The 20,991-nt window shown below is 71.4% G+C and carries 22 protein-coding genes; 13 read left to right on the top strand and 9 right to left on the bottom strand.

Annotated elements, in window-relative coordinates; genetic code table 11:
* Positions 1-25: 25 nt before the first annotated feature.
* The 5 genes from glpD to fliF all read right to left on the bottom strand — a co-directional run bounded on the left by glpD (position 26) and on the right by fliF (position 4,996).
* On the bottom strand, positions 26-1,630 hold the full coding sequence (glpD, locus tag RISW2_RS07005; protein WP_043768439.1) for a glycerol-3-phosphate dehydrogenase: 1,605 nt from the start codon (positions 1,628-1,630) through the stop codon (positions 26-28).
* Between the two features lie 97 nt (positions 1,631-1,727).
* Positions 1,728-2,477 carry a flagellar type III secretion system pore protein FliP gene (gene fliP / locus RISW2_RS07000; protein ID WP_043768437.1) on the bottom strand — a complete coding sequence of 250 codons (750 nt, stop codon included), beginning with the start codon at positions 2,475-2,477 and terminating at the stop codon, positions 1,728-1,730.
* Positions 2,478-2,482: 5 nt separating this feature from the next.
* On the bottom strand, positions 2,483-2,776 hold the full coding sequence (locus RISW2_RS06995; RefSeq protein WP_043768435.1) for a FliM/FliN family flagellar motor switch protein: 294 nt from the start codon (positions 2,774-2,776) through the stop codon (positions 2,483-2,485).
* Positions 2,769-3,374, bottom strand: coding sequence for a FliH/SctL family protein (locus RISW2_RS06990; protein WP_043768433.1), 606 nt, complete (start codon positions 3,372-3,374; stop codon positions 2,769-2,771). The genes RISW2_RS06995 and RISW2_RS06990 overlap by 8 nt, the downstream gene beginning before the upstream one ends.
* Positions 3,371-4,996, bottom strand: coding sequence for a flagellar basal-body MS-ring/collar protein FliF (gene fliF / locus RISW2_RS06985; protein WP_043768431.1), 1,626 nt, complete (start codon positions 4,994-4,996; stop codon positions 3,371-3,373). Before fliF ends, RISW2_RS06990 begins: the two co-directional genes overlap by 4 nt.
* Before the next feature lie 122 nt (positions 4,997-5,118).
* Between fliF and RISW2_RS06980 the strand changes: the two genes are divergently transcribed.
* The 4 genes from RISW2_RS06980 to RISW2_RS06965 all read left to right on the top strand — a co-directional run bounded on the left by RISW2_RS06980 (position 5,119) and on the right by RISW2_RS06965 (position 7,428).
* Positions 5,119-5,634 carry a flagellar basal body-associated FliL family protein gene (locus RISW2_RS06980; RefSeq protein WP_043768429.1) on the top strand — a complete coding sequence of 172 codons (516 nt, stop codon included), beginning with the start codon at positions 5,119-5,121 and terminating at the stop codon, positions 5,632-5,634.
* A 10-nt stretch (positions 5,635-5,644) separates the two neighbouring features.
* Complete coding sequence (locus tag RISW2_RS06975; RefSeq protein ID WP_043768427.1) at positions 5,645-6,031, top strand: hypothetical protein; 387 nt, start codon at positions 5,645-5,647, stop codon at positions 6,029-6,031.
* Positions 6,031-6,621 (top strand): MotE family protein, encoded by a 591-nt coding sequence (locus tag RISW2_RS06970; RefSeq protein ID WP_043768425.1) that lies wholly within the window; start codon positions 6,031-6,033, stop codon positions 6,619-6,621. The genes RISW2_RS06975 and RISW2_RS06970 overlap by 1 nt, the downstream gene beginning before the upstream one ends.
* A gap of 81 nt (positions 6,622-6,702) precedes the next feature.
* On the top strand, positions 6,703-7,428 hold the full coding sequence (locus RISW2_RS06965) for a sulfotransferase-like domain-containing protein (RefSeq protein WP_043768423.1): 726 nt from the start codon (positions 6,703-6,705) through the stop codon (positions 7,426-7,428).
* 180 nt (positions 7,429-7,608) lie between these two features.
* Here the strand turns inward: RISW2_RS06965 and RISW2_RS06960 are convergent, their stop codons facing one another.
* Positions 7,609-8,058 carry a DUF1810 domain-containing protein gene (locus tag RISW2_RS06960; protein ID WP_051491842.1) on the bottom strand — a complete coding sequence of 150 codons (450 nt, stop codon included), beginning with the start codon at positions 8,056-8,058 and terminating at the stop codon, positions 7,609-7,611.
* Positions 8,059-8,106: 48 nt separating this feature from the next.
* Positions 8,107-9,339, bottom strand: a complete 1,233-nt coding sequence (locus tag RISW2_RS06955) for an argininosuccinate synthase (RefSeq protein WP_043768421.1) — start codon at positions 9,337-9,339, stop codon at positions 8,107-8,109.
* Between the two features lie 124 nt (positions 9,340-9,463).
* Between RISW2_RS06955 and RISW2_RS06950 the strand changes: the two genes are divergently transcribed.
* Together RISW2_RS06950 and ilvA are read left to right on the top strand one after the other, a co-directional pair.
* Positions 9,464-10,186 (top strand): hypothetical protein, encoded by a 723-nt coding sequence (locus RISW2_RS06950; RefSeq protein ID WP_043768419.1) that lies wholly within the window; start codon positions 9,464-9,466, stop codon positions 10,184-10,186.
* Positions 10,187-10,244: 58 nt separating this feature from the next.
* A complete protein-coding gene (ilvA, locus tag RISW2_RS06945; RefSeq protein ID WP_043768417.1) occupies positions 10,245-11,483 on the top strand; it encodes a threonine ammonia-lyase IlvA in 1,239 nt (412 codons plus the stop codon).
* Between the two features lie 6 nt (positions 11,484-11,489).
* Here the strand turns inward: ilvA and RISW2_RS06940 are convergent, their stop codons facing one another.
* Positions 11,490-11,810: an Hpt domain-containing protein gene (locus RISW2_RS06940; protein WP_043768415.1), complete on the bottom strand. Its 321-nt coding sequence runs from the start codon at positions 11,808-11,810 to the stop codon at positions 11,490-11,492.
* Positions 11,811-11,963: 153 nt separating this feature from the next.
* Here RISW2_RS06940 and RISW2_RS06935 point away from each other — a divergent pair, with 153 nt between their 5' ends.
* Entirely contained in the window at positions 11,964-13,253 is a 1,290-nt protein-coding gene (locus tag RISW2_RS06935; protein WP_043768413.1) for a PP2C family protein-serine/threonine phosphatase, read from the top strand.
* Here RISW2_RS06935 and RISW2_RS06930 read toward each other — a convergent pair.
* Positions 13,241-13,678 (bottom strand): NUDIX hydrolase, encoded by a 438-nt coding sequence (locus tag RISW2_RS06930; protein ID WP_043768411.1) that lies wholly within the window; start codon positions 13,676-13,678, stop codon positions 13,241-13,243. The two genes, RISW2_RS06935 and RISW2_RS06930, sit on opposite strands and share 13 nt — an antisense overlap.
* Before the next feature lie 107 nt (positions 13,679-13,785).
* Here RISW2_RS06930 and hslO point away from each other — a divergent pair, with 107 nt between their 5' ends.
* From hslO to RISW2_RS06900, 6 genes are all read left to right on the top strand, one after another.
* On the top strand, positions 13,786-14,781 hold the full coding sequence (gene hslO, locus RISW2_RS06925; protein WP_043768408.1) for an Hsp33 family molecular chaperone HslO: 996 nt from the start codon (positions 13,786-13,788) through the stop codon (positions 14,779-14,781).
* Positions 14,768-15,400: a CoA pyrophosphatase gene (locus RISW2_RS06920; RefSeq protein WP_051491841.1), complete on the top strand. Its 633-nt coding sequence runs from the start codon at positions 14,768-14,770 to the stop codon at positions 15,398-15,400. The genes hslO and RISW2_RS06920 overlap by 14 nt, the downstream gene beginning before the upstream one ends.
* Complete coding sequence (locus tag RISW2_RS06915) at positions 15,397-16,548, top strand: CCA tRNA nucleotidyltransferase (RefSeq protein ID WP_043768406.1); 1,152 nt, start codon at positions 15,397-15,399, stop codon at positions 16,546-16,548. Before RISW2_RS06920 ends, RISW2_RS06915 begins: the two co-directional genes overlap by 4 nt.
* Positions 16,549-16,704: 156 nt before the next feature.
* A complete protein-coding gene (locus RISW2_RS06910) occupies positions 16,705-18,555 on the top strand; it encodes an ABC transporter ATP-binding protein (protein WP_043768588.1) in 1,851 nt (616 codons plus the stop codon).
* Between the two features lie 43 nt (positions 18,556-18,598).
* Positions 18,599-20,434 carry an ABC transporter ATP-binding protein gene (locus RISW2_RS06905; protein WP_043768403.1) on the top strand — a complete coding sequence of 612 codons (1,836 nt, stop codon included), beginning with the start codon at positions 18,599-18,601 and terminating at the stop codon, positions 20,432-20,434.
* A complete protein-coding gene (locus RISW2_RS06900) occupies positions 20,431-20,982 on the top strand; it encodes an isopentenyl transferase family protein (protein ID WP_051491840.1) in 552 nt (183 codons plus the stop codon). Before RISW2_RS06905 ends, RISW2_RS06900 begins: the two co-directional genes overlap by 4 nt.
* The last annotated feature ends 9 nt before the right edge of the window (positions 20,983-20,991 follow it).

Raw genomic sequence — 20,991 nt, 5'->3', positions numbered from 1 at the left:
GTCAGTCTTGTTCCGTGCGCGGGCGCTACTGCGCGGCGTGCGCGCCATGCTCCGCGCGGGCATCCTGCATCCAGCCGTCGAGATCCGCAATCTGGGCCTCGGTGGCGCGGATGCCGAGCCGCGTCCGGCGGAAGAGAACGTCCTCGGCGGTGCGGGCATATTCGCGGGTCATGAGCCAGCGCACCTCGGCCTCGGTGAGCGTGTGGCCGAAATCGCGCCCGAGATCGGCCGCCTCCCGCGCGTCGCCGAGGATGGTCCAGGATTCGGTGCCGTAATGGCGGATCATCCGCTCGGCCCAGCGGTGGCCGAGGAAGGGATAGGCCTCGGCCAGGTCCTCGATCTTGCCGCGCGTCTCGACGACCTTGAAGTCGCCGCCCGGCAGGGTCACCCCCGCGGTCCACTTGCCCTTGAGGCCGGGGAAGAACGGCGCGATCCTGTCGAGCGCGGATTCCGCGAGCCGCCGGTAGGTGGTGATCTTGCCGCCGAAGATGTTGAGAAGCGGCGCGCCGCCCGCATCGTCGACCTTGAGGGTGTAGTCGCGGGTGGCCGCGGTCGCCGAGGAGGCGCCGTCGTCGTAGAGCGGGCGCACGCCGGAATAGGACCACACAACGTCGTCGGCGGTCAGCTCCTCGCGGAAATACGCGTTGGCGAAGGCGATCAGGTAGTCGCGCTCCTCGGGGGTGCATTCCGGGCGGCGGTCGGGATCGTCCTGCTCGCTGTCGGTGGTGCCGATCAGGGTGAAGTCCTGCTCGTAGGGGATGGCGAAGACGATCCGCCCGTCGGTGCCCTGGAAGAAGTAGCACTTGTCGTGCTCGTAGAGCTTGCGGCAGACGATGTGACTGCCGCGCACGAGGCGCACGGTGTCGGTCGCGTTCGACCGCACGACGCCGCGGATGATCTCGCCCGCCCAGGGGCCGCCCGCGTTGACCAGCATCCTCGCGGTCACCGTGCGGGTCGCGCCGGTCTCGCGGTCGGCGAGCCCGATCCGCCAGTGGTCACCGTCGCGCTCGGCCACGGTGACGCGGGTGCGGGTCAGGATGTCGGCGCCGCGCGCCTCGGCGTCGCGGGCGTTCAGCACCACGAGGCGCGAATCCTGCACCCAGCAATCGGAATATTCGTAGGCGTGTCGGAACCGCTCCTTGAGCGGCCGGCCTTCGGGCGCGCGGGTGAGGTCGAGCGTGCGGGTGCCGGGCAGGATCTCGCGCCCGCCGAGATTGTCGTAGAGGAAGAGGCCGAGCCGGATCAGCCAGGACGGCCGGCGGCCCTTCATCCACGGCATCACCGTGTTCAGGAGCTTCGAGGTCGGCGTCGAGGACTCGAACCGCATGTCGCGGTGGAACGGCAGCACGAAGCGCATGGGCCAGGAGATGTGCGGCATGGCGCGCATCAGGGTCTCGCGTTCGATCAGGCTCTCGCGCACGAGGCGGAACTCGAAATATTCGAGATAGCGCAGCCCGCCGTGGAACAGCTTGGTCGATGCCGAGGAGGTGGCGGAGGCGAGGTCGTTCATCTCGGCCAGCCCCACGTTCAGGCCGCGGCCGGCCGCGTCCCGCGCGATGCCGCAGCCGTTGATGCCCCCGCCGATGATGAACAGGTCGTAGGTCCCGGGCGGCTCGGTCCGGTCTGCCATGGCAATCCCTCCGGTTGCAGGTCGCATTGTGGCCGGCGGGATACAGGATAGCGCGCAGAATGAAAGGGCAAGCGGGCCGCACCGGCGCCGCGCGGGTTCAGAAGTAGCTGCGCACGAGGCTTCCCGCGAGGAGCGACCAGCCGTCGGCCAGCACGAAGAAGGCAAGCTTGAAGGGCAGCGACACGATGGCGGGCGGCACCATCATCATGCCCATGGCCATGAGGATCGCCGCCACCACGAGATCGATCACGAGGAACGGCAGGAAGATCAGGAAACCGACCTGGAAGGCGCGGGCGATCTCGGACAGCAGGAAGCTCGGCACGAGGACCGAGAGCGGCGCGGCGGGGGCGAGCGGGGTGCCGGCCGCGTCGGGTCGCAGGTCGGCCATGGCGGCGAAGGTCTCGGGATCGACGCGCGCCGCCATGAAGTCGCGGAACGGTACCATCGCGGCGTCGAAGGCCGTGCGCAGGTCGACCTCCTCGGCCACGAGCGGCACGACGCCCGCCGCGTAGGCCTCGGTGAACACGGGCTCCATCACGAACCAGGTCAGGAACAGGGCGAGGCTGACGATCAGCATGTTGGGCGGCGATTGCTGCAGCCCGATTCCCTGGCGCAGGATCGCGAGCACGGTCACCATGAAGGGAAAGCAGGTGATCATGATGGCGATGCCGGGCGCGAGGCTCAAGAGCGTGATGAGCGCGATGAGCTGGATCGACGTGCCGGTGAGCGAGCCGCCCTGCCCGAGATCGAGCGTGATCTCCTGCGCCCCGGCGGGCACGGCGGCGACGGCCAGCGCGAGCGCGGCCAGTCCGAGGGCGCGGCCGGCATCCCGGCACGGGGCGGCCATCGCGGTCAGACCGTGGCCCGCAGGTCGGCCACCTCGGTCAGCCGCACGGCGAGGCGCGACTGGCCGTCCTCCTCAACGACCTCCAGCACACCCATGCCGATGAGGCGGTCCCCCACGAACAGCTCGACCGGATCGTCGAGCCGCTTGTCGAGGACCAGCACGCAGCCCTCGTCGATCTGCAGCAGGTCGCGGATCAGCGGGCGCGCGCGCCCGACCGACACCGTGACCTCGATCGGGACCGCCGAAAGCGCGCGGGCGTCCTGGCGTGCCGGACCATCCTGCGACGGGAAGTCATCCATAGGCTCGCTCCTCATGCATGTCCGGGCGGAACGCCGCGATGGCGGTGCGCAGCCCCTCGGCGATCCCGTCGAGGTCGATGCGCTGCTCGCGGTCGGGCAGGCGCAGCTCGGCCTGCCCCTCGCGCAGGCTCGCATCCGGCACGAGGTCGACCGGGAAGCCGAAATCGCGTGCGAGGAACGGCGCCACGGCGGCGAGCGATTCCGGCGCGACGGCCACCTCCGCCGCGAGACCCCCGCAGCGGGCAGCCACCTGCTCGAGTTCGGCCGCCACGTGCGCGCCGAGCCCGTCGTGCAGCGCCACCGGCAGGATCGTCTCGACGATCTGGCGCAGGAGCGGCGTCATCGCGCGCAGCACGTGGCTGTAGGCCTCGTGGTAGGTGAAGGACAGGTCCTTGAGGTTCTGCGCGAAGTCGCCGGCAAGGCGGGTGCTGTCCTCGTCCTGCGCGCGCACGGCGTCGTCCCGGCCGGCGCGGTAGCCCTGTTCGTAGCTCTGCAGCTCGCGGCGCGCGATCTCGTCGGCGTCGACGCCCGAAGCGGGCCCGGCGCCGGACGGGACCACCGTCCCGAAGTCCTCGAGCAGATCCGCAAGCGCGCTCATTCCACGCCCTCCCGGGTGTCGAGCCAGGTGCGGAGGATCTCGACCGCCTCCTCCTTGCGCTCGCCGATCAGGGCGCGCAGGCGTTCCACCGGGTCCTCGGGCATCTCGCCCGGCAGGTCGAAACCGCCGCCGCCGGAGCCCGGGGACAGCATGGGCAGGTTGCCGAAATCCACGTCCCGGCCCGAAAGCGCGTCGGCGGTGCCGAAATCAGGCAGGATCGCCCCGTCGAGCGGCGCGTCCTGACCGGGCGCGGCGAGCGCGGGCACGCCTGTGCCGCCGCCGCCGGCCAGGACCGGGCGCACCACGAAGAGGCCGAGGACCAGCGCCACGAGCGCCAGCACCGCCACCTGGATCAGCGTCATCGGGTCGAGCGCGAGGCCGTCGAGCCATCCGGGCGCGACCGCCTCGGTCCCGAGCCCTTCCGGGCGCTCGAAGGGCAGCGAGCGGATGGTGATGAGGTCGCCGCGCGCCTCGTCGAAGCCCACGGCCGACGCCACGAGGTCGCGCAGCGCCGCCTGCTCCTCCTCCGGGATCGGGACGAACAGTGCGGGCCCGTCGGCCTGCGGCTCGTAGCGGCCGTTGACCAGCACCGCGACGGTCACCCGCCGGACCATGCCCGGGGCCCGCACCACCTCGCGCGTGGTCTCGGACACCTCGTAGTTCACGCGCTCGCGCGTTTCCGCCTGGTTGCTCTGCGAGGACTGGTCGCCGCCTGCAGCGCCGTCGGGCAGGTTCGAGGCGACCGTCACGTCGCCGCCGCCGCCCTGGTCCTGCGCCTGCTCGGTCCGCTCCTCGGTGTCGGTGCTGATGGCGACGCGGCTCTCGGGGTCGAGCCGACGCTCGCGGATCTGCTCGCTCTCGGTGACGGTGTCGACCGCGACCTCGACCACGGCATTGCCGAGCCCCACCCGCGCCTCGACGAGCCGCTGCACCCGGTCGCGCAGCGTCGCCGCGCGGTCCTCGGCCGAAGCGCCGGCGAGCGCGTCCTCGTCGCTGCCGACGAGCCCTGTCCGGCTGTCGATCACAGAGACGCCCGCGGGATCGAGCCCCGGGACCGCGGAGGCCACGAGATAACGGATGGCGCGCGCCTGCGCGGGGTCGAGCGCGGCGCCCGACGGCGTGACGGACACCGACGCGGTGGGCGTCGCGCCGCGCCGGAAGGGGTTCGCGGTGCCCGAGGCGATGTGCACGCGCGCCGCGGCGATGTGCGGCGCGGCGAGCAGCGTCCGGGCAAGCTCGCCCTCCTTGGCACGCCAGTAGGCGGCATCGAACATCTGGGCCGTGGTGCCGAAGCCCGACAGGCCGTCAAGCAGTTCGTAGCCTGCGGGACCGTTGGCGGGCAGGCCCTCGCCCGCGAGGGTAAGGCGCAACGCGTCGCGCTCGGGCGCCGGCACGAAGATGGCGCCGCCGCGGACGTCGTAGACCACTCCGCGGGCATCGAGGGCCGCCACGACCTCGCCCGCGGAAGGCGCGTCGAGCCCCGCGTAGAGCAGCGTCATGTTCGGGCTCGCGGCGAAGCGTGCGAGCCCGATCACCGCCCCGAACATGGCCACCGTCGCCGCCACGACCAGGATGCGGCGCTGCAGCCCAAGGCCGCCCCAGACGTTCAGCACCTGCTGCACCTCGTCCTCCGAATCCCCCGACCGACTTCTTCGATCGTCGGGCACCGTGACTCAGCCCGCTTAACAATCGGTTAGCTGATTTGCGGCTATCACCGCGGCAGGGAACACGAGGTGAACGCCGCATGACCGACGCCGCCGAACCGCAGCCCGAGGCCGGGCAGAAGAAATCGAGGCTGCCGCTTCTCCTCGGCATCGTGCTGGCGCTCGCGGGGGGCGGCGGCGGATTCTTCGCGGTGTCCTCGGGTCTCCTGCCGCTGGGCGGCCAGAAAGCGGACGCGCACGCGCCCGAGGACGAGGCGCACGTCGCGCCCGGGCACGTCGAGGGACGGCCCGCCTCGGACGTGGTGTTCGTCGAGCTGCCGCAGATCCTCGTGTCGCTGGGCAGCGGGCCCTCGGGCGGGCACCTGCGGTTCCGCGCCGCGCTCGAGGTGCCGCAGGCGGACGCGGAGGCGGTGCGGCTGCTCGAGCCGCGGGTGCTCGACGCGATGAACGGCTACCTGCGCGCACTCGAACCCGCGGACATCGAGGCGCGCGAGGCCCTCGTGATGATCCGCGCGCAGCTGACCCGCCGGGTCCAGCTGGTGGTGGGCAGCGACAAGGTGCGCGACCTTCTCGTGCTCGAATTCGTGCTGAACTGACGGAGGGACCATGGAACTGATCGCCGATATCCTGCTGGTCGCCGGCGCGCTCGGCGCGGGGTTCTACTGCTTCGTTCTGGCGCGGCGGCTGACACGGTTCAACGACCTCGAATCGGGGGTGGGCGGCGCGGTGGCGGTGCTGTCAGCGCAGGTCGACGACCTCGTGCGCACGCTCGGCGCGGCCCAGCAGGCCGCGGGGGCGTCGTCGGGATCGCTCGAGGCGCTGACCACCCGGGCCGAGGAGGTCGCGCGGCGGCTCGAACTGCTCGTGGCGTCGATGCACGACCTGCCGGCCGAGGACGCGACCCATCGCCCTCCGCCCGAGCGGCGGCCCGCGCCCGGTCCCGACCGCGACACCGGGCCCGAGACGCCGGTCTTCGCCCGGCGGACCCGCTGATGGCGCGGGGCCGGCAGCGCGGCGACAGGGCGCCGCGGCGCGGGCGCGGCACGCTCGCGGTGATCGGGGCGCTCCTCCTGGCCTCGGCGGCGCTGCGGCTCGCGGGCGGCATCGACCGGGTCCTGGCGAGCCCCGCCACCGCCGCCGAGGAGCAGCCCGGGCCCGGTCAGGCGCCCGACGACATCGATGCCGCCGCCCTGCTCGAAGCGCTCGACGCCCGCGAGTCCCGCCTCGCGGAGCGCGAACGCGAGATGCAGCTGCGCATGCAGGCGCTCAAGGTCGCCGAGACGCAGATCGACGCGCGCATGACGGCACTTGTCGAGGCGGAGGAGAAGCTGCGCGCGACGCTCGACATCGCCCGCAGCGCGGCGGAGAACGACCTCGCGCAACTGACCGATGTCTACGCGCGCATGAAGCCCAAGAACGCCGCCGCGCTCTTCGAGGAGATGGCGCCGGAATTCGCCGCCGGGTTCCTCGGCCGGATGAAGCCCGAGGCCGCGGCCGCCATCCTCGCCGGGCTCACGCCGGAAAAGGCCTACACGATCAGCGTGCTGCTTGCCGGGCGCAATGCCGACGCGCCGAAGCCGTGAGGCGCCCCTTGGCCCCCGCCGCGCCAGCGGCTAGCCTCGGCGCAGGTGCCGCACGGCGGCGATCGAAGCGGGACAAGCCCCATGAAGCTCGCCGTCTGGTCCGGACCGCGCAACCTCAGCACGGCGATGATGTACGCCTTCGGCAACCGGTCCGATTTCCACGTGGTCGACGAGCCGTTCTATGCCGCCTACCTCGCGCGGACCGGGTTCGACCACCCGATGCGCCAGGAGATCCTGCGCGCCCAGCCGACCGATCCGGAGCGGGTGGTCGCCGACCTCACGGGTCCGGTGCCGGATGGCCGCGCGCACGCCTATCACAAGCACATGGCGCAGCACATGATCGCGGACATGCCCCGCGACTGGATCGCGGACGTGACGAACGTGTTCCTGATCCGGCACCCCGCGCGGGTGGTGGCGAGCTTTTCGGCCAAATACGAGCATCCCACCCTGCCCGAGATCGGGTTCGTCCAGCAGGCGGAGCTGTTCGACCGGCTGATGGCGACCGGCGCGCGGCCGGTCGTCGTCGACTCGGCCGACATCCGCGCGGCGCCAGAGCCGATGCTGCGCGCGCTCTGCGCGGCAATCGGGCTCTCCTTCGACCCGGCGATGCTGCACTGGCCCGCGGGCGGCCATGCGCAGGACGGGGTCTGGGCGCCGGTATGGTACGGCGCCGTGCACCGCTCGACGGGATTCGCAGGCGCCGAAGGGCCGCTGCCGGCGCTCGAGGGCGCGGCGGCCGACCTCGCGCAGGCGGCGCTGCCCGCCTACGAGCACCTGCGCGCCCACAGGCTCCGCGGTCCGTCCTGACGCATTCCCGGCAATCCCCAGCCGGTTCGGTTCTGCCGATGCGAAAAAAAATCGGCGCACGCGTGAAACTCCCCCGTCCGGTCGCCCGTGTATGGAGGATGTCGATGCCGGATGGTGTCGGCAGAATGTAACGAGTGTGCCGCGGCATCCGTCGCCCCCGCATGGATGCCGCGGTTCATATCAGGGCAGGTCCCCCCGATTCCCCCTCGGGGCGTGACCTGCCAGATATGCCTGCGTCAGCGGGCAGCGCCCGCCGCCGTAGAGACGCGACAGGACCTCCGCACATTCCGTCGGTGCGCCCGGCACCGCCTCGAAGAGCGTCAGGGACGAGCGCACCTTGAGCGCGTCCACGGGCCCGAGGATGGTCTCGGGCGGCGTCCCGTCATGGCGCAGGAGCAGGCGCGCGGCCTCGACGAGGCGGGCGCGCAGCACGGGATGGTCGAGATAGGATCGCGCCGCGTCGACGCCCGACAGGCCGAAATGCTGCGCCCGCTCGGACCGGCCGAGCGTCGCCAGCTGGGGGAAGACCCACCAGATCCAGTGCGTGGTCTTGCGTCCCGCCGCCAGCTCCGCCGTGACCTCGGGCCAGGTGCGGTCCTGCGCGGCGACGAAATCCTCGAGATCGGCCATGGTCCGGACCCTAGCGCGGCAGTCCCCTGCCGCACAGGCCCGAACGGATCAGCCCTTCAGGCGACGGTCGCGTGCCGCGAGCAGCTTCAGCCGCAGGGCGTTCAGCTGGATGAAGCCGGCCGCGTCCTTCTGGTCGTAGGCGCCGGCATCCTCCTCGAAGGTCACGTGCGCCTCGGAATAGAGCGAATGCTCCGACCAGCGGCCGACGGTGCGCGCGAGGCCCTTGTAGAGCTTGAGCCGGACGGTGCCGGTCACATGGGCCTGGCTGCGGTCGATCAGCGCCTGCAGCATCTCGCGCTCGGGGCTGAACCAGAAGCCGTTGTAGATGAGCTCGGCATATTTCGGCATGAGCTCGTCCTTGAGATGCGCGGCGCCGCGGTCGAGTGTGATCTGCTCGATCCCGCGATGCGCCTCGAGCAGGATCGTGCCGCCCGGCGTCTCGTAGATGCCGCGGGACTTCATGCCGACGAAGCGGCCCTCGACGAGGTCGAGCCGGCCGATGCCGTGCTTGCGGCCCAGCTCGTTGAGCGCGGTCAGGATCGCCGCGGGCGACAGGGGCGTACCGTCGATCGCCACGGCATCCCCCTTCTCGAAGGTGATCTCGACGAATTCGGGCGTGTCGGGCGCGTCCTCGGGATCGACCGTGCGCTGGTAGACGTAGGACGGCGCCTCCTCGGCCGGATCCTCGAGCACCTTGCCCTCGGAGGAGGTGTGCAGGAGGTTCGCGTCGACCGAGAACGGCGCCTCGCCGCGCTTGTCCTTGGCGATGGGGATCTGGTTCTCCTCGGCGAAGGCCAGGAGCTTGGTGCGCGAGGTCAGGTCCCAGAGCCGCCACGGGGCGATGACCTTGATGTCGGGGTTGAGCGCGTAGGCCGCCAGCTCGAACCGCACCTGGTCGTTGCCCTTGCCGGTCGCGCCGTGGGCGACCGCGTCGGCGCCGGTCTCCGCCGCGATCTCGACCAGCCGCTTCGAGATGAGCGGCCGCGCGATCGACGTGCCGAGGAGGTAGAGCCCCTCGTACACCGCGTTGGCCCGGAACATCGGGAAGACGAAGTCGCGCACGAATTCCTCGCGCACGTCCTCGATGTAGATGTTCTCGGGCTTGATCCCCAGCATCTCGGCCTTCTGGCGCGCGGGCTCGAGCTCCTCGCCCTGGCCGAGGTCGGCGGTGAAGGTGACCACCTCGCAGCCGTACTCGGTCTGCAGCCACTTGAGGATGATCGACGTGTCGAGGCCGCCGGAATAGGCGAGGACGACTTTCTTCGGCGCGGATGCGGGCATCTCGGACGGCTCCTTGCTCGGTGCTGGCGGGGCGATTAGCCGCTTTTCACACGGGGGGCAAGGCGCGCGGCTTGACGCCCGCGGGCGGGATGATAGCCAGTCGCGACACCTGAGGGAGGCGGACATGACCGGCTGGCGCATCTTCGTGCATTCGGTGCAGCTGGTGCTGCGCAACCTTTCGAGCGCGCTCCGCGTCTCGCTGGTCCTGTATGCGGTGCAGGCGGCGGCCCAGGTCGCCTTCTTCCTGTCGGTGACCGAGAACGCGGGCACGCTGCAGCCGTCGCTGCCGGTCGTGCTGCTGTCGATCCTGGGCGTGGTGGCGAGCCTCTGGATCGCGGTCGCCTGGCACCGCTTCGTGCTGGCCGAGGAATATCCCGCGGGCTGGCTGCCGCGCTGGCACGGCGGCAGCGTCCTCCGTTATTTCTGGCGCTCGCTGCTGATCGGCCTTCTGGTCGTCGCGCTGGTGGTGGCGGTGGGCGTCGTGCTGGCGCTGGCGCTCGGCACGACGGGGATCGGGATCGTGCTGGTGCCGCTGCTCGCGACGACGGCGGCGGCGGTGCTGTTCTTCCGGCTGTCGCCCTGGCTGCCGGCCGCCGCGCTCGACCGGCCCATGGACCTGCCCGACGCGTGGAGCCGCACCGCGGGGCGCACCGGCGACCTGCTCGTGCTCGCGCTGATCACCGGGATCTTCACCACGCTGCTCGAGCTGCCTGGGCTTCTCGGGGGCGGCGCCAGCCTTTTCGGGCTGGTCTACGGGCTGGTGCTGGGCTGGATCGGCACCATGGTGGGCGCCTCGATCCTGACCACGATCTACGGCATCACCGTCGAGGGCCGCGCCATCGACTGACCCCCGCGCCGCCGCTCGAGGCTTGCGCGGCGGCGCGTTCTGCGTCAGGGGAACCGGCATGACAGACCGGCCCGAGACCGATTTCGCCCGACGCGCCCGCGCGGCCACCGAAGCCATGCGCGCGGTGTTCCCGCCAACGCCGCTCCTGTTCAACCAGCACCTGTCGGACCTGACGGGCGCCGAGATCTGGCTCAAGCGCGAGGACCTGTCGCCGGTGCGGTCCTACAAGCTGCGCGGCGCGTTCAACGCCATGCGACGGCACCCGGACGCACCGCTCTTCGTGTGCGCGAGCGCGGGCAACCACGCGCAGGGCGTGGCGTTCATGTGCCGCCATTTCGGCACGCGCGGCGTGATCTTCATGCCCGTGACGACGCCCCAGCAGAAGATCCAGAAGACCCGCATGTTCGGCGGCGACGCCATCGAGATCCGCCTCGTCGGCGACTATTTCGACGACTGCCTCAAGGCGGCGCAGGCGTTCTGCACCGAACGCGACGGCGCGTTCCTGCCGCCCTTCGACGATCCGCTGGTGATCGAGGGACAGGCCTCGGTCGGGGTCGAGATCGAGGACGAGATGGGACGCCCGGATCACATCGTGGTGCCGGTGGGCGGCGGCGGACTGTCGGCGGGGCTGCTCAGCTATTTCGGCGACGGTCCGCAATACACGCTGGTCGAACCCGCGGGCGGCGCCTGCCTGCGCGCGGCGCTGCAGGCGGGCCGCCCGGTGCCGCTGCCGCGCGTCGACACCTTCGCCGACGGCGCGGCGGTGGGCCAGATCGGCGCGCACACGTTCGAGGTGCTGCGCGACGTGGGCCTCGCCAACACGCTGACGATCCCCGAGGACCGCATCTGCACCACGATGCTCGAGATGCTGAACGTCGAGGGCATCGTGCTGGAACCCGCGGGCGCACTAGCGATCGACGCGCTCAAGGACCTGGGCAACGCGATCCGCGGCCGGCGGGTCGTCTGCATCACGTCGGGCGGGAATTTCGACTTCGAGCGGCTGCCCGAGGTCAAGGAGCGCGCGCAGCGCTATTCCGGCGTGAAGAAGTACTTCATCCTGCGGCTGCCGCAGCGGCCGGGCGCGCTCAAGGATTTCCTCAACGTGCTGGGGCCCGAGGACGACATCGCGCGGTTCGAGTACCTCAAGAAGTCCGCGCGCAATTTCGGGTCGGTCCTGATCGGGATCGAGACGAGCCGCGCGGCCAATTTCGACACGTTCTTCGCGCAGCTCGACGCGCAGGGCTTCGCCTACCAGGACATCACCGACGACGAGATCCTCGCCCAGTTCCTGATCTGACGGCGCTCAGCCCGCCCCGCGGGCCAGCCCGTCGAGAAGCGCGGCCCGCGATTGATCGAACATCCGGGCGAGCACGTCCCGAGGCAGCGCGGCCGCGGGATCGTCGGAACGTTCCGCCCGCGCGCAGGCCTCGGCCAAGGCCGCCATGCCGAGGTTGCTCGCCGCCCCCTTCATCCCGTGCAGCGCCCCGCGGAGCGCGTCGGCGTCGGCCGCGGGCAGGTCGCGCACGGCCGCCGCCATCTCCTCCAGAAAGACCTCGGCGACCTCGGCAAACCCGTCCTCGCCGATTTCCGAGCGCAGCATGCGGACCTGGGTCCAGTCGATCATTCCGAACGCCCCTCTTGGCCCCGGACGCAGGATCGCCGGTCAGCGGTGAACGCGCGGTGAACGAAAAAGCCGGGGCGGCGTTCAGACGGGCTTAAGGCGCCGGGCCTATCACATGCCGGAACATGTCGGGGCAGCGATGGTCAAGCAGCGGAGATGAACGCGCTCGAGGCGCCACCGCCGCCCGCCGGGGCGGACCGGCGCGTTGTGCCGCGCGCCCTGCTGGTCGACGACAGCGCCGGGCAGCGCCTGATGCTGTCGCGCATGCTGACGCGCTGGGGCTACCGGGTGACGGCGGCCGAATCCGGGGACGCGGCGCTTCGGGCCTGCGCCGGGCAGTCCTTCGACCTCGTCCTGTCGGACTGGATGATGCCGGGCATGGACGGGCTCGAATTCTGCCGGCGGTTCCGCGGCCTGCCCTTGCCCGGCTACGCCTATTTCATCCTGCTGACCGCGCGCAGCGACAAGGCGGACGCCGCGGCCGGGCTCGACGCGGGCGCCGACGACTTCGTGACGAAACCGGTGGACCCCCTCGAACTGCGCGCACGCATCGCGGCGGGCGCCCGGATCGTGTCGATGCAGCGCGAACTCAGCCAGAAGAACCAGGTGATCTCGGACACGCTGGCGAAGCTGCAGACGCTCTACGACGCCATCGACCGCGACCTGCGGCAGGCCCGGCGCATCCAGCAGGCGCTGGTCCCGGAGCGCTCGCGCGTGTTCGGCCGCTCGCGGGTCAGCCTGCTGCTGCGGCCCTGCGGGCATGTGGGCGGCGACCTCGTGGGCATGTTCAGTCCAGGCGACGGCACGCTCGGGTTCTACGCCATCGACGTCTCGGGCCACGGCATCACCTCGGCGATGATGACCGCGCGGGTCGCGGGCTATCTGAGCCCCCGCCACCCCGAGCAGAACGTGGCGCTCGAGCACCGGCCGGGCCAGGGGTACGCGCTGCGCCACCCGGTCGAGGTCATGCGCCGCCTCAACGAGCGGCTGACGCTCGACCCGGGCGTCGACGAGTACCTGACCATGCACTACGCCACCGTCGATCTCGCCTCTGGGCGCTGCCTGATTGTGCAGGCGGGCCACCCCCCGGCGCTGCACCTGCCCGCGGGACGCCCGCCCGGCTATATCGGCGAGGGCGGGCTGCCCATCGGCCTGGTCGAGGGGGTCAGCCACAGCGCGCAGGACGTGACGCTGGCCGAGGGCGACCGGCTACTTCTCTTCTCGGACGGGTTCATCGAGGCCGCGACCCGCGACGGCGGCATGCTGGGGCCCGAGGGGCTGCTGCGGCTCGTTGCGGCCTGCGGTGCGGCGGCGGGCACGGAATTCCTCGACGACCTGTTCTGGCGGCTCGCGGCGGAGTTGCCCGAGGGCGAGGGCCTGCAGGACGACGTGTCGGCCGCGCTTCTCGAATTCGCGCCCTCGGAGGGGCCGGATCAGGCCACGTGACGCGCCACGAAGGCGCGGTCGCCGGGATTGCCGAGCTTCCGCGCCGCCAGCGCCGGCGCCATCCAGACCGCGAGATGCCCGGGCTCGACCGGATCGCCCAGCGCTCTGACCGGCCGCGCATGGTAGATGATGCAGAGCTTCTCGGCCCAGAGATCGTATTCCGGCATGTAGGTGAAGCGGCGGAAGGCCCCGAGCCGTCGCGGCGCGGCGATCCGCCAGCCGGTCTCCTCCCACACCTCGCGGTGCAGCGCCTGGAGCGGGCTCTCGCCCGGGTCGATCCCGCCGCCCGGAAGCTGGAACTCGGGCCACGGCGCGTCCTGGTGGGTCAGGAGCAGCGCGCCCCGCCGCGGCAGGATCGCGTAGGCGCCGGGCCGCAGGGTGTAGCGGCGCCCGGCATCGGGCGGCGTGCCGTATCGTGCTGTCATGCGTTTCCCTCAACCCCGACGTGCCCGTGGCGCCGCGCCCCTTGGACCTCGGGGCATGGGCCATATATGGTGCCGGTATGCCAATCCGCGGCTAGCAAGGAAACCCCATGACACTCGGCACGAAGCTCGCCTGGGACGACACCGTCCTGCCCTTTCAGCTCGACCGTTCGGACATCCGCGGCCGGGTGGCGCGGCTGGACGGCGTTCTGGACGGGATCCTGAAACAGCACGACTACCCCGCGCCGGTCGAGGCGCTCGTCGCCGAGATGGCGCTGCTGACGGCGCTCATCGGCCAGACGATCAAGCTGCGCTGGAAGCTGTCGCTGCAGATCCAGACCAACGGCCCCGTGCGGATGATCGCGACCGACTTCTACGCTCCCGAGACGGAGGGCGAGCCCGCGCGCATCCGCGCCTATGCGAGCTTCGACCGCGACCGCGTGGGCGGCAGGCCGATGGACAATGTCGGCGAGGGCTATTTCGCCATCCTGATCGACCAGGGCAAGGGCATGACGCCCTACCAGGGCATCACGCCGCTGGCCGCCACCACGCTGGCAGAGGCGGCGGAGGCCTATTTCGCCCAGTCCGAACAGCTGCCGACGCGGTTCCAGCTGCGCTTCGGTCGGTCGACCGAGGCGGGCGGCACCGAGCACTGGCGCGCCGGCGGCATCATGCTGCAGCACATGCCCAAGGCCAGCCCCGAGATCTCGGGCGGCGGCTCGGGCGCGGGCGGTCTGCTGGTGGCGCGCGACATCCTCGGCGAGGACGAGGGCGAGGACTGGAACCGGGCGAACCTGCACCTCGATACCGTCGAGGAGATGGAGCTGATCGGCCCCTCGCTGCCGCCCACCGACCTGCTGGTGCGGCTCTTCCACGAGGAGGTGCCGCGGGTCTTCGACGCGCAGCCCGTGCGTTTCGGCTGCACCTGTTCGGAGGACCGGGTCCGGCAGTCGCTGTCGATCTACTCGGCCAAGGACATCGAGAAGATGACCACCGACGACGGCCGCGTGACCGCCGACTGCCAGTTCTGCGGCGCGCATTACGACCTCGATCCCGCCTCGGTCGGCTTCGAGGCCGCCGGGGGGTCGGGGCATGAGCACGGCTGAGACCCGAGGGCCCGGCCCGGCCGGACCGGACCTGCTCGACCGGCTGGCGACAGCGCTCCGCCAGCCGGCCGGCGACACCTCCGATTTCGACCTGAACCCCGGCGTCGCGCTGCCGCCGGGGCGCAAGCTGCGTCCGGCGGGCGTGCTCGTGCCGCTGCTCGAGGATGGCGACACGGTGCGGCTGATCCTGACCAAGCGGTCCTCGCGGCTGAAGCACCACCCGGGGCAGATCGCCTTTCCGGGCGGCAAGCAGGACGAGGGTGACCCCGACGTGACCGCTGCCGCCCTGCGCGAGGCGGAAGAGGAGATCGGCCTGTCGCGCGCCGACGTGCGGGTGCTCGGCCACCTGCCCGCGCACGAGACGGTGACCGGCTTTCTCATGACGCCGGTGATCGGCGTGGTGGCGCCGGGCTTCGTCGCGGTGCCCGAACCGGGCGAGGTCGACGAGGTGTTCACCGTGCCCTTCGCCCACGTGACGGACCCCGCGCGCTTTGCCGTCGAGGGGCGGCGCTGGCGCGGGTCGCGGCGGCATTACTACACCGTGCCCTACGGGCCCTACTACATCTGGGGCGCGACTGCCCGCGTGCTGCGGGCTCTGGCCGCGCGGCTTCACCCGTGACCCGGGTCGCCGGCGCCTGGCTCGACGCCGCGGACACGCAGGCGGTGTTCGCCCTTCTCCGGAACGGCGGCCACCGGGCGCTGGCCGTGGGCGGCTGCGTGCGCAACGCGCTTCTCGGCATGCCGGTCTCCGACGTGGACATCGCGACGGATGCGGACCCCGCCCGCGTCGTGGCGCTGGCCGAGGCCGCGGGGATCAAGGCCGTGCCGACGGGGATCGACCACGGCACGGTGACGCTGGTGCCCGAGGGGCGCGGGTTCGAGGTCACGACCTTCCGCGCCGACGTCGAGACCGACGGGCGGCGCGCCACGGTCCGCTTCGCCACCGATGTCGGCGAGGACGCGCGGCGGCGCGATTTCACCATGAACGCCCTCTACTGCGAGGCGGACGGCACGGTGGTCGATCCGCTTTGCGGCCTACCTGATCTCGAGGCACGGCGCCTGCGCTTCATCGAGGACCCCGAGCGGCGCATCCGCGAGGATTACCTGCGCATCCTGCGTTTCTTCCGGTTCTTCGCGTGGTACGCGGACCCCGATGCCGGGATGGACGCAGACGCGCTGGCGGCTATAGCCGCCCATCTCGACGGCATCGCCCGGCTTTCGCGCGAACGGGTCGGCGCCGAGGTGACCAAGCTCCTGTCGGCCCCCGACCCCGCCCCTGCCGTCGCCGCAATGGCGCAGAGCGGGACGCTCGCCGCCACGCTGGACGGGGCCGACCCCCGGGCGCTCGCCCCGCTCGTTCACCTCGAGGGGGAGGCCGGGATCGCCCCGGACCCGCTGCGCCGGCTCGCGGCGCTGGGCGTCCGCGACGGCGCCGCGCTGCGACTGCCGAAGCGCGCGCAGGCACGCCTGTCCCGGCTGCTCGACGCCGTGGAAAGCGGCGAAGGGGCGGGCCCCTTGGGCTGGCGGCACGGGGTGGAGACGGCGCGGGACGCGCTGCTCGTCCGCGCGGCCTCGCTCGGCCAACCGCTCGATCCCGGCGCGCTCGAGGCCGCGGCGCGGGGCGCGGCGGCCGAGTTCCCGGTAAAGCCGCGCGATCTCATGCCCGAGTACGAGGGCGCGGCGCTCGGCCGGCGCCTCGGGGAGCTGCAGGAGCGCTGGATCGCCTCGGGCTTCACGCTCGGGCGGGCGGAGCTGCTCGGGACCTGAGCGCCTGCATTTGCATCGGACCCCGCGCCGTCCTACCTTTCGGCCATCCGCGCCCGGCACCCGATTCCCGTCCGCACCGGACGCCTGACCGGGGCGGGCGGTCTCCCCTTCCACGGCGTCCCCGGACCCGTCCCGATCCAAGGCAAGTCCATGCGCCTGTTCCGCTTCTTCGAGGGTCTCGTCGATCCTTACGCACCCTATGTGCAGAACGACGCGCCGCCGCGGCGGCTGGTGCCGTTCATGCTGGACTATTCGCGCCCCTTCCGGCGCGTCTTCGCGATCACGGGCGTCCTGTCGGTCGCGGTCGCGGGGGTCGAGGTGGCACTGATCTGGGCGATGGGCTGGGTCGTCGACATCCTGAGCGGCTCGCCCTCGCAGGTCTGGGCGGATCACGGCTGGGCGCTGGTCGCGCTGGCAGTCTTCATCCTCGTCCTGCGGCCGGCGCTGCAGGCGGCGGACGTGCTGTTCCTCAACAACGCGATCATGCCGAACTACGGGACGCTGTTCCGCTGGCGGGCCCACCGGCACGTGCTGCGCCAGTCGGTCGGCTGGTTCGAGGACGACTTCGCCGGCCGCATCGCCAACCGGATCATGCAGACCCCGCCCGCCGCCGGCGAGGCGGTGTTCCAGATCTTCGACGCGCTGACCTATTCGGTGGCCTACGTGCTCGGCGCGCTGGTCCTGCTCGGCGGCTTCGACCCGTGGCTGATGCTGCCGCTCGCGATCTGGCTCGGTCTCTACCTCTGGCTGATGGCGTGGACGGTCAAGCGGATCAAGCCCGCCTCGCAGGCCTCGTCGGACGCACGCAGCTTCGTCACCGGCCGGGTGGTGGACAGCTACACCAATATCCACTCGGTCAAGATGTTCGCCCACCACGACCGCGAGGTCGAATACGGCCGCGAGGCGATCGAGCGCGCGCGCGAGACCTTCGCCCGCGAGATGCGGCTCTACACCATCATGGACGTGGCGCTGACGGTGCTGAACGGCCTCCTGATCGTGGGCGTCGTGGGCCTGTCGATCTGGTTCTGGGGCATGGGGATCGCAACGGTCGGCACGGTGGCCGCGGCGACGGCGCTCGCGCTCCGGCTCAACGCCATGACCGGGTGGATCATGTGGGCCTTCACCAACTTCTTCCAGCAGCTCGGGGTGATCGCCGAAGGGATGGAGACGATCGCGCAGCCGGTGCGGCTCGTCGATCGCGAGGACGCGCAGCCGCTGAAGCTGACCGAGGGCCGGATCGAGATCGAGGACCTGTCGCACCATTACGGCAAGGGCGCGGGCGGGCTCGACCGGGTGTCGCTGACCATCCTTCCGGGCGAGAAGGTCGGCCTCGTCGGGCGTTCGGGGGCGGGCAAGTCGACGCTCGTGAAGCTCCTGCTGCGGTTCTACGATGTCGAGCAGGGGCGGATCCTGATCGACGGGCAGGACATCGCGGCGGTGACGCAGGACAGCCTGCGCGGACAGATCGGCATGGTGCAGCAGGATTCGGCGCTGCTGCACCGGTCGGTGCGCGACAACATCCTCTACGGCCGCCCCGAGGCGACGGAGGACGAGATGATCGCGGCGGCGCGGCAGGCGCAGGCGCACGACTTCGTCACCGACCTGCGCGACGCGCACGGCAACCGCGGCTATGCCGCGCAGGTGGGCGAGCGCGGCGTGAAGCTGTCGGGCGGCCAGCGCCAGCGGATCGCCCTCGCCCGCGTGATCCTCAAGGACGCACCGATCCTCCTGCTCGACGAGGCCACCAGCGCGCTCGACAGCGAGGTCGAGGCGGCGATCCAGGACACGCTCTACGGCATGATGGAGGGCAAGACGGTGATCGCGATCGCGCACCGGCTGTCCACGATCGCCCGGATGGACCGGATCCTCGTCATGGACGACGGCCGGATCGTCGAGGAAGGACCGCATGACGCGCTTCTGGCGCGGGGCGGACTATATGCCAAGTTCTGGGCGCGCCAGTCGGGCGGATTCCTTGCGATGGATCCCGACGCCGAGGCGGCGGAATGACCCCCGGGGCGCGCGACCTGACGGACAGACCGAGGCACGAGCGATGAAACGACCCGCCGACTGGATCGACCCCTTCGCCGCGGCGGACAGCCCGCCGCCACGCACGCTGATGGCGTTCTTCCGCTGGGGTCTGGCGGGCGCCTGGAGCGTGCTGGCGATCGGGTCGGTGTTCTCGATCCTCGTGGGCGTGATCGAGGTCGCGGCGGCGCTGGTGCTCGGCCGCGTGGTCGACGCGGCGCTCGCCACCGAGGCCGGGTCGATCTTCCGGACGGAAACCGCGGTGATGGTCGGCGGCTTCCTGTTCTTCATGCTGCTGCGGCCCGCGGCCTTCGCCGGATCCACCTATTTCCAGTCCATCGTCATCGCGCCCAACGTGATGAACCTCGTGCTGTCGCGACTGCACCGCTACACGATCGGGCAGGCGGTCACCTTCTTCGACAACGACTTTGCCGGCCGCATCGCGCAGAAGGAGATGCAGACCGCCCGCGCCATGACCGACGTGGTGATCGAGATGATCCACTCGGTGCTGGTGGCGCTCGCGTCGGTGGTGGGGGCGATCCTGCTCGTCGGCACGATCGATCCCTACATCTCGGCGGGGCTCGTGCTTTGGATGGGGCTCTACGTGGTGATGATCCGCCACTACATGCCGCGGGTGCGCGCCACGTCGAAACACCGCGCCTCGAGCCGTGCCATGGTCACGGGCCAGGTGGTCGACACCGTCACGAACATCAAGACGGTCAAGCTTTTCGCCCATGCCGACCACGAGGACCGCGCGGCGCTCGGCGCCATGTCGACCTTCCGCGACGCGACGCTGGCCTATGGCCGCGTGGCGGTCATGTTCCGGTTCTGGCTGGTGACGCTCGCGGGCGCGCTGCCGGTCCTGATGGTGGGCGGCGCGCTGTTCTTCTGGTCGCGCGGGTCGGTCAGCGCCGGCGACATCGCGGCGACGGGCGCGATCTCGCTCCGGCTCGCGCAGATGACGGGCTGGGTCAGCCACACGCTGATGACGCTCTATGCCAACGTGGGCGAGACCGAGGACGGCATGCGCACGCTGACGCCGCGCCACACGCTGGTCGACCGCGCGGACGCGGTGCCGCTCGCGGTGACCGAGGGCCGGATCGAGATCGAGGATCTCACCTTCCGCTACGGGCACGAGACCGGCGGGCTCGAGGACGTGACGCTGACCATCGCGCCGGGCGAGAAGCTGGGCGTGGTCGGCGCGTCGGGGGCGGGCAAGTCGACGCTCGTCTCGCTGCTCTTGCGCATCTACGACACCGAGCGCGGGCACATCCGCATCGACGGGCAGGACGTCGCCGCGGTGACGCAGGAGAGCCTGCGCCGCCAGATCGGGATGGTCACCCAGGAAACCGCGATGTTCAACCGCTCGGCGCTGGAGAACATCCGCTACGGGCGGCCGGATGCCACCTTCGACGAGGTCGTCGCCGCGGCGCGCAAGGCCGAGGCGCACGACTTCATCGAGACGATGCAGGACCACGCGGGCCGCACGGGCTACGACGCGCATCTGGGCGAACGCGGGGTGAAGCTGTCGGGCGGCCAGCGCCAGCGCATCGCGCTTGCCCGCGCCATCCTGAAGGACGCGCCGATCCTCGTTCTCGACGAGGCGACGAGCGCGCTCGACAGCGAGGTCGAGGCGCAGATCCAGCGCGCGCTCGACCGAGTGATGGTCGGCAAGACCGTGCTCGCCATCGCGCACCGGCTCTCGACAATCGCCGACATGGACCGCATCATCGTGCTGCACGAGGGACGTATCGCCGAAGCGGGCACCCACGAGGCGCTACTGGCCAAGGGCGGCCTCTACGCGCGCTACTGGGATCGCCAGTCGGGCGGCTTCATCCAGACGCAGGAGGCGGCGGAGTGAGACGCGTGATGATCGTCGGCCAACCGGGTGCGGGCAAGTCCTGGCTCGCCCGAGCCCTCGGTCGCCGCACCGGCCTGCCCGTCATCCACCTCGACCGCATCCAGTGGCAGCCCGGCTGGCAGCCGCGCGGCCGGCAGGACCGCGACCACCGCATGCTCGAGGCTGCCCGCGACCCGGAATGGATCATCGAGGGCAATTACCGCGGCACCTGGCGGACGCGGCTCGCCCGGGCCGACACGCTGGTGGTTCTGGACCTGCCCCTCTGGCTCCGGGCATGGCGGGTCTTCCGCCGGACGGTGGCGGGCTACGGTCGGCCCCGGCCGGACAGCGGCGAGGGCTGCGCCGAACGCTTCGACCCCGCCTTCTGGAAATGGATCTGGGACACCCGGCACGTGGGCCGCGCGCAGATCCGCGAGCTTTGCGACCTCGCCGGCCCGGACACCGAGGTGCACCTGCTGCGCGGGCCGCGCGACGTGGCGCGCTTCGTCGCCACGCTCGACCGCGCGGGCCCCGCCCCGCACCCGGTCGAAGCCGCCCCAAGCCTCTGATCCGACGCC

Source organism: Roseivivax isoporae LMG 25204 (assembly GCF_000521865.1).
In the GTDB taxonomy this organism is placed as follows: domain Bacteria; phylum Pseudomonadota; class Alphaproteobacteria; order Rhodobacterales; family Rhodobacteraceae; genus Roseivivax; species Roseivivax isoporae.
The sequence above is the reverse complement of the archived record's forward strand: the minus strand, read 5'-3'. Positions and strand labels throughout refer to the sequence as shown.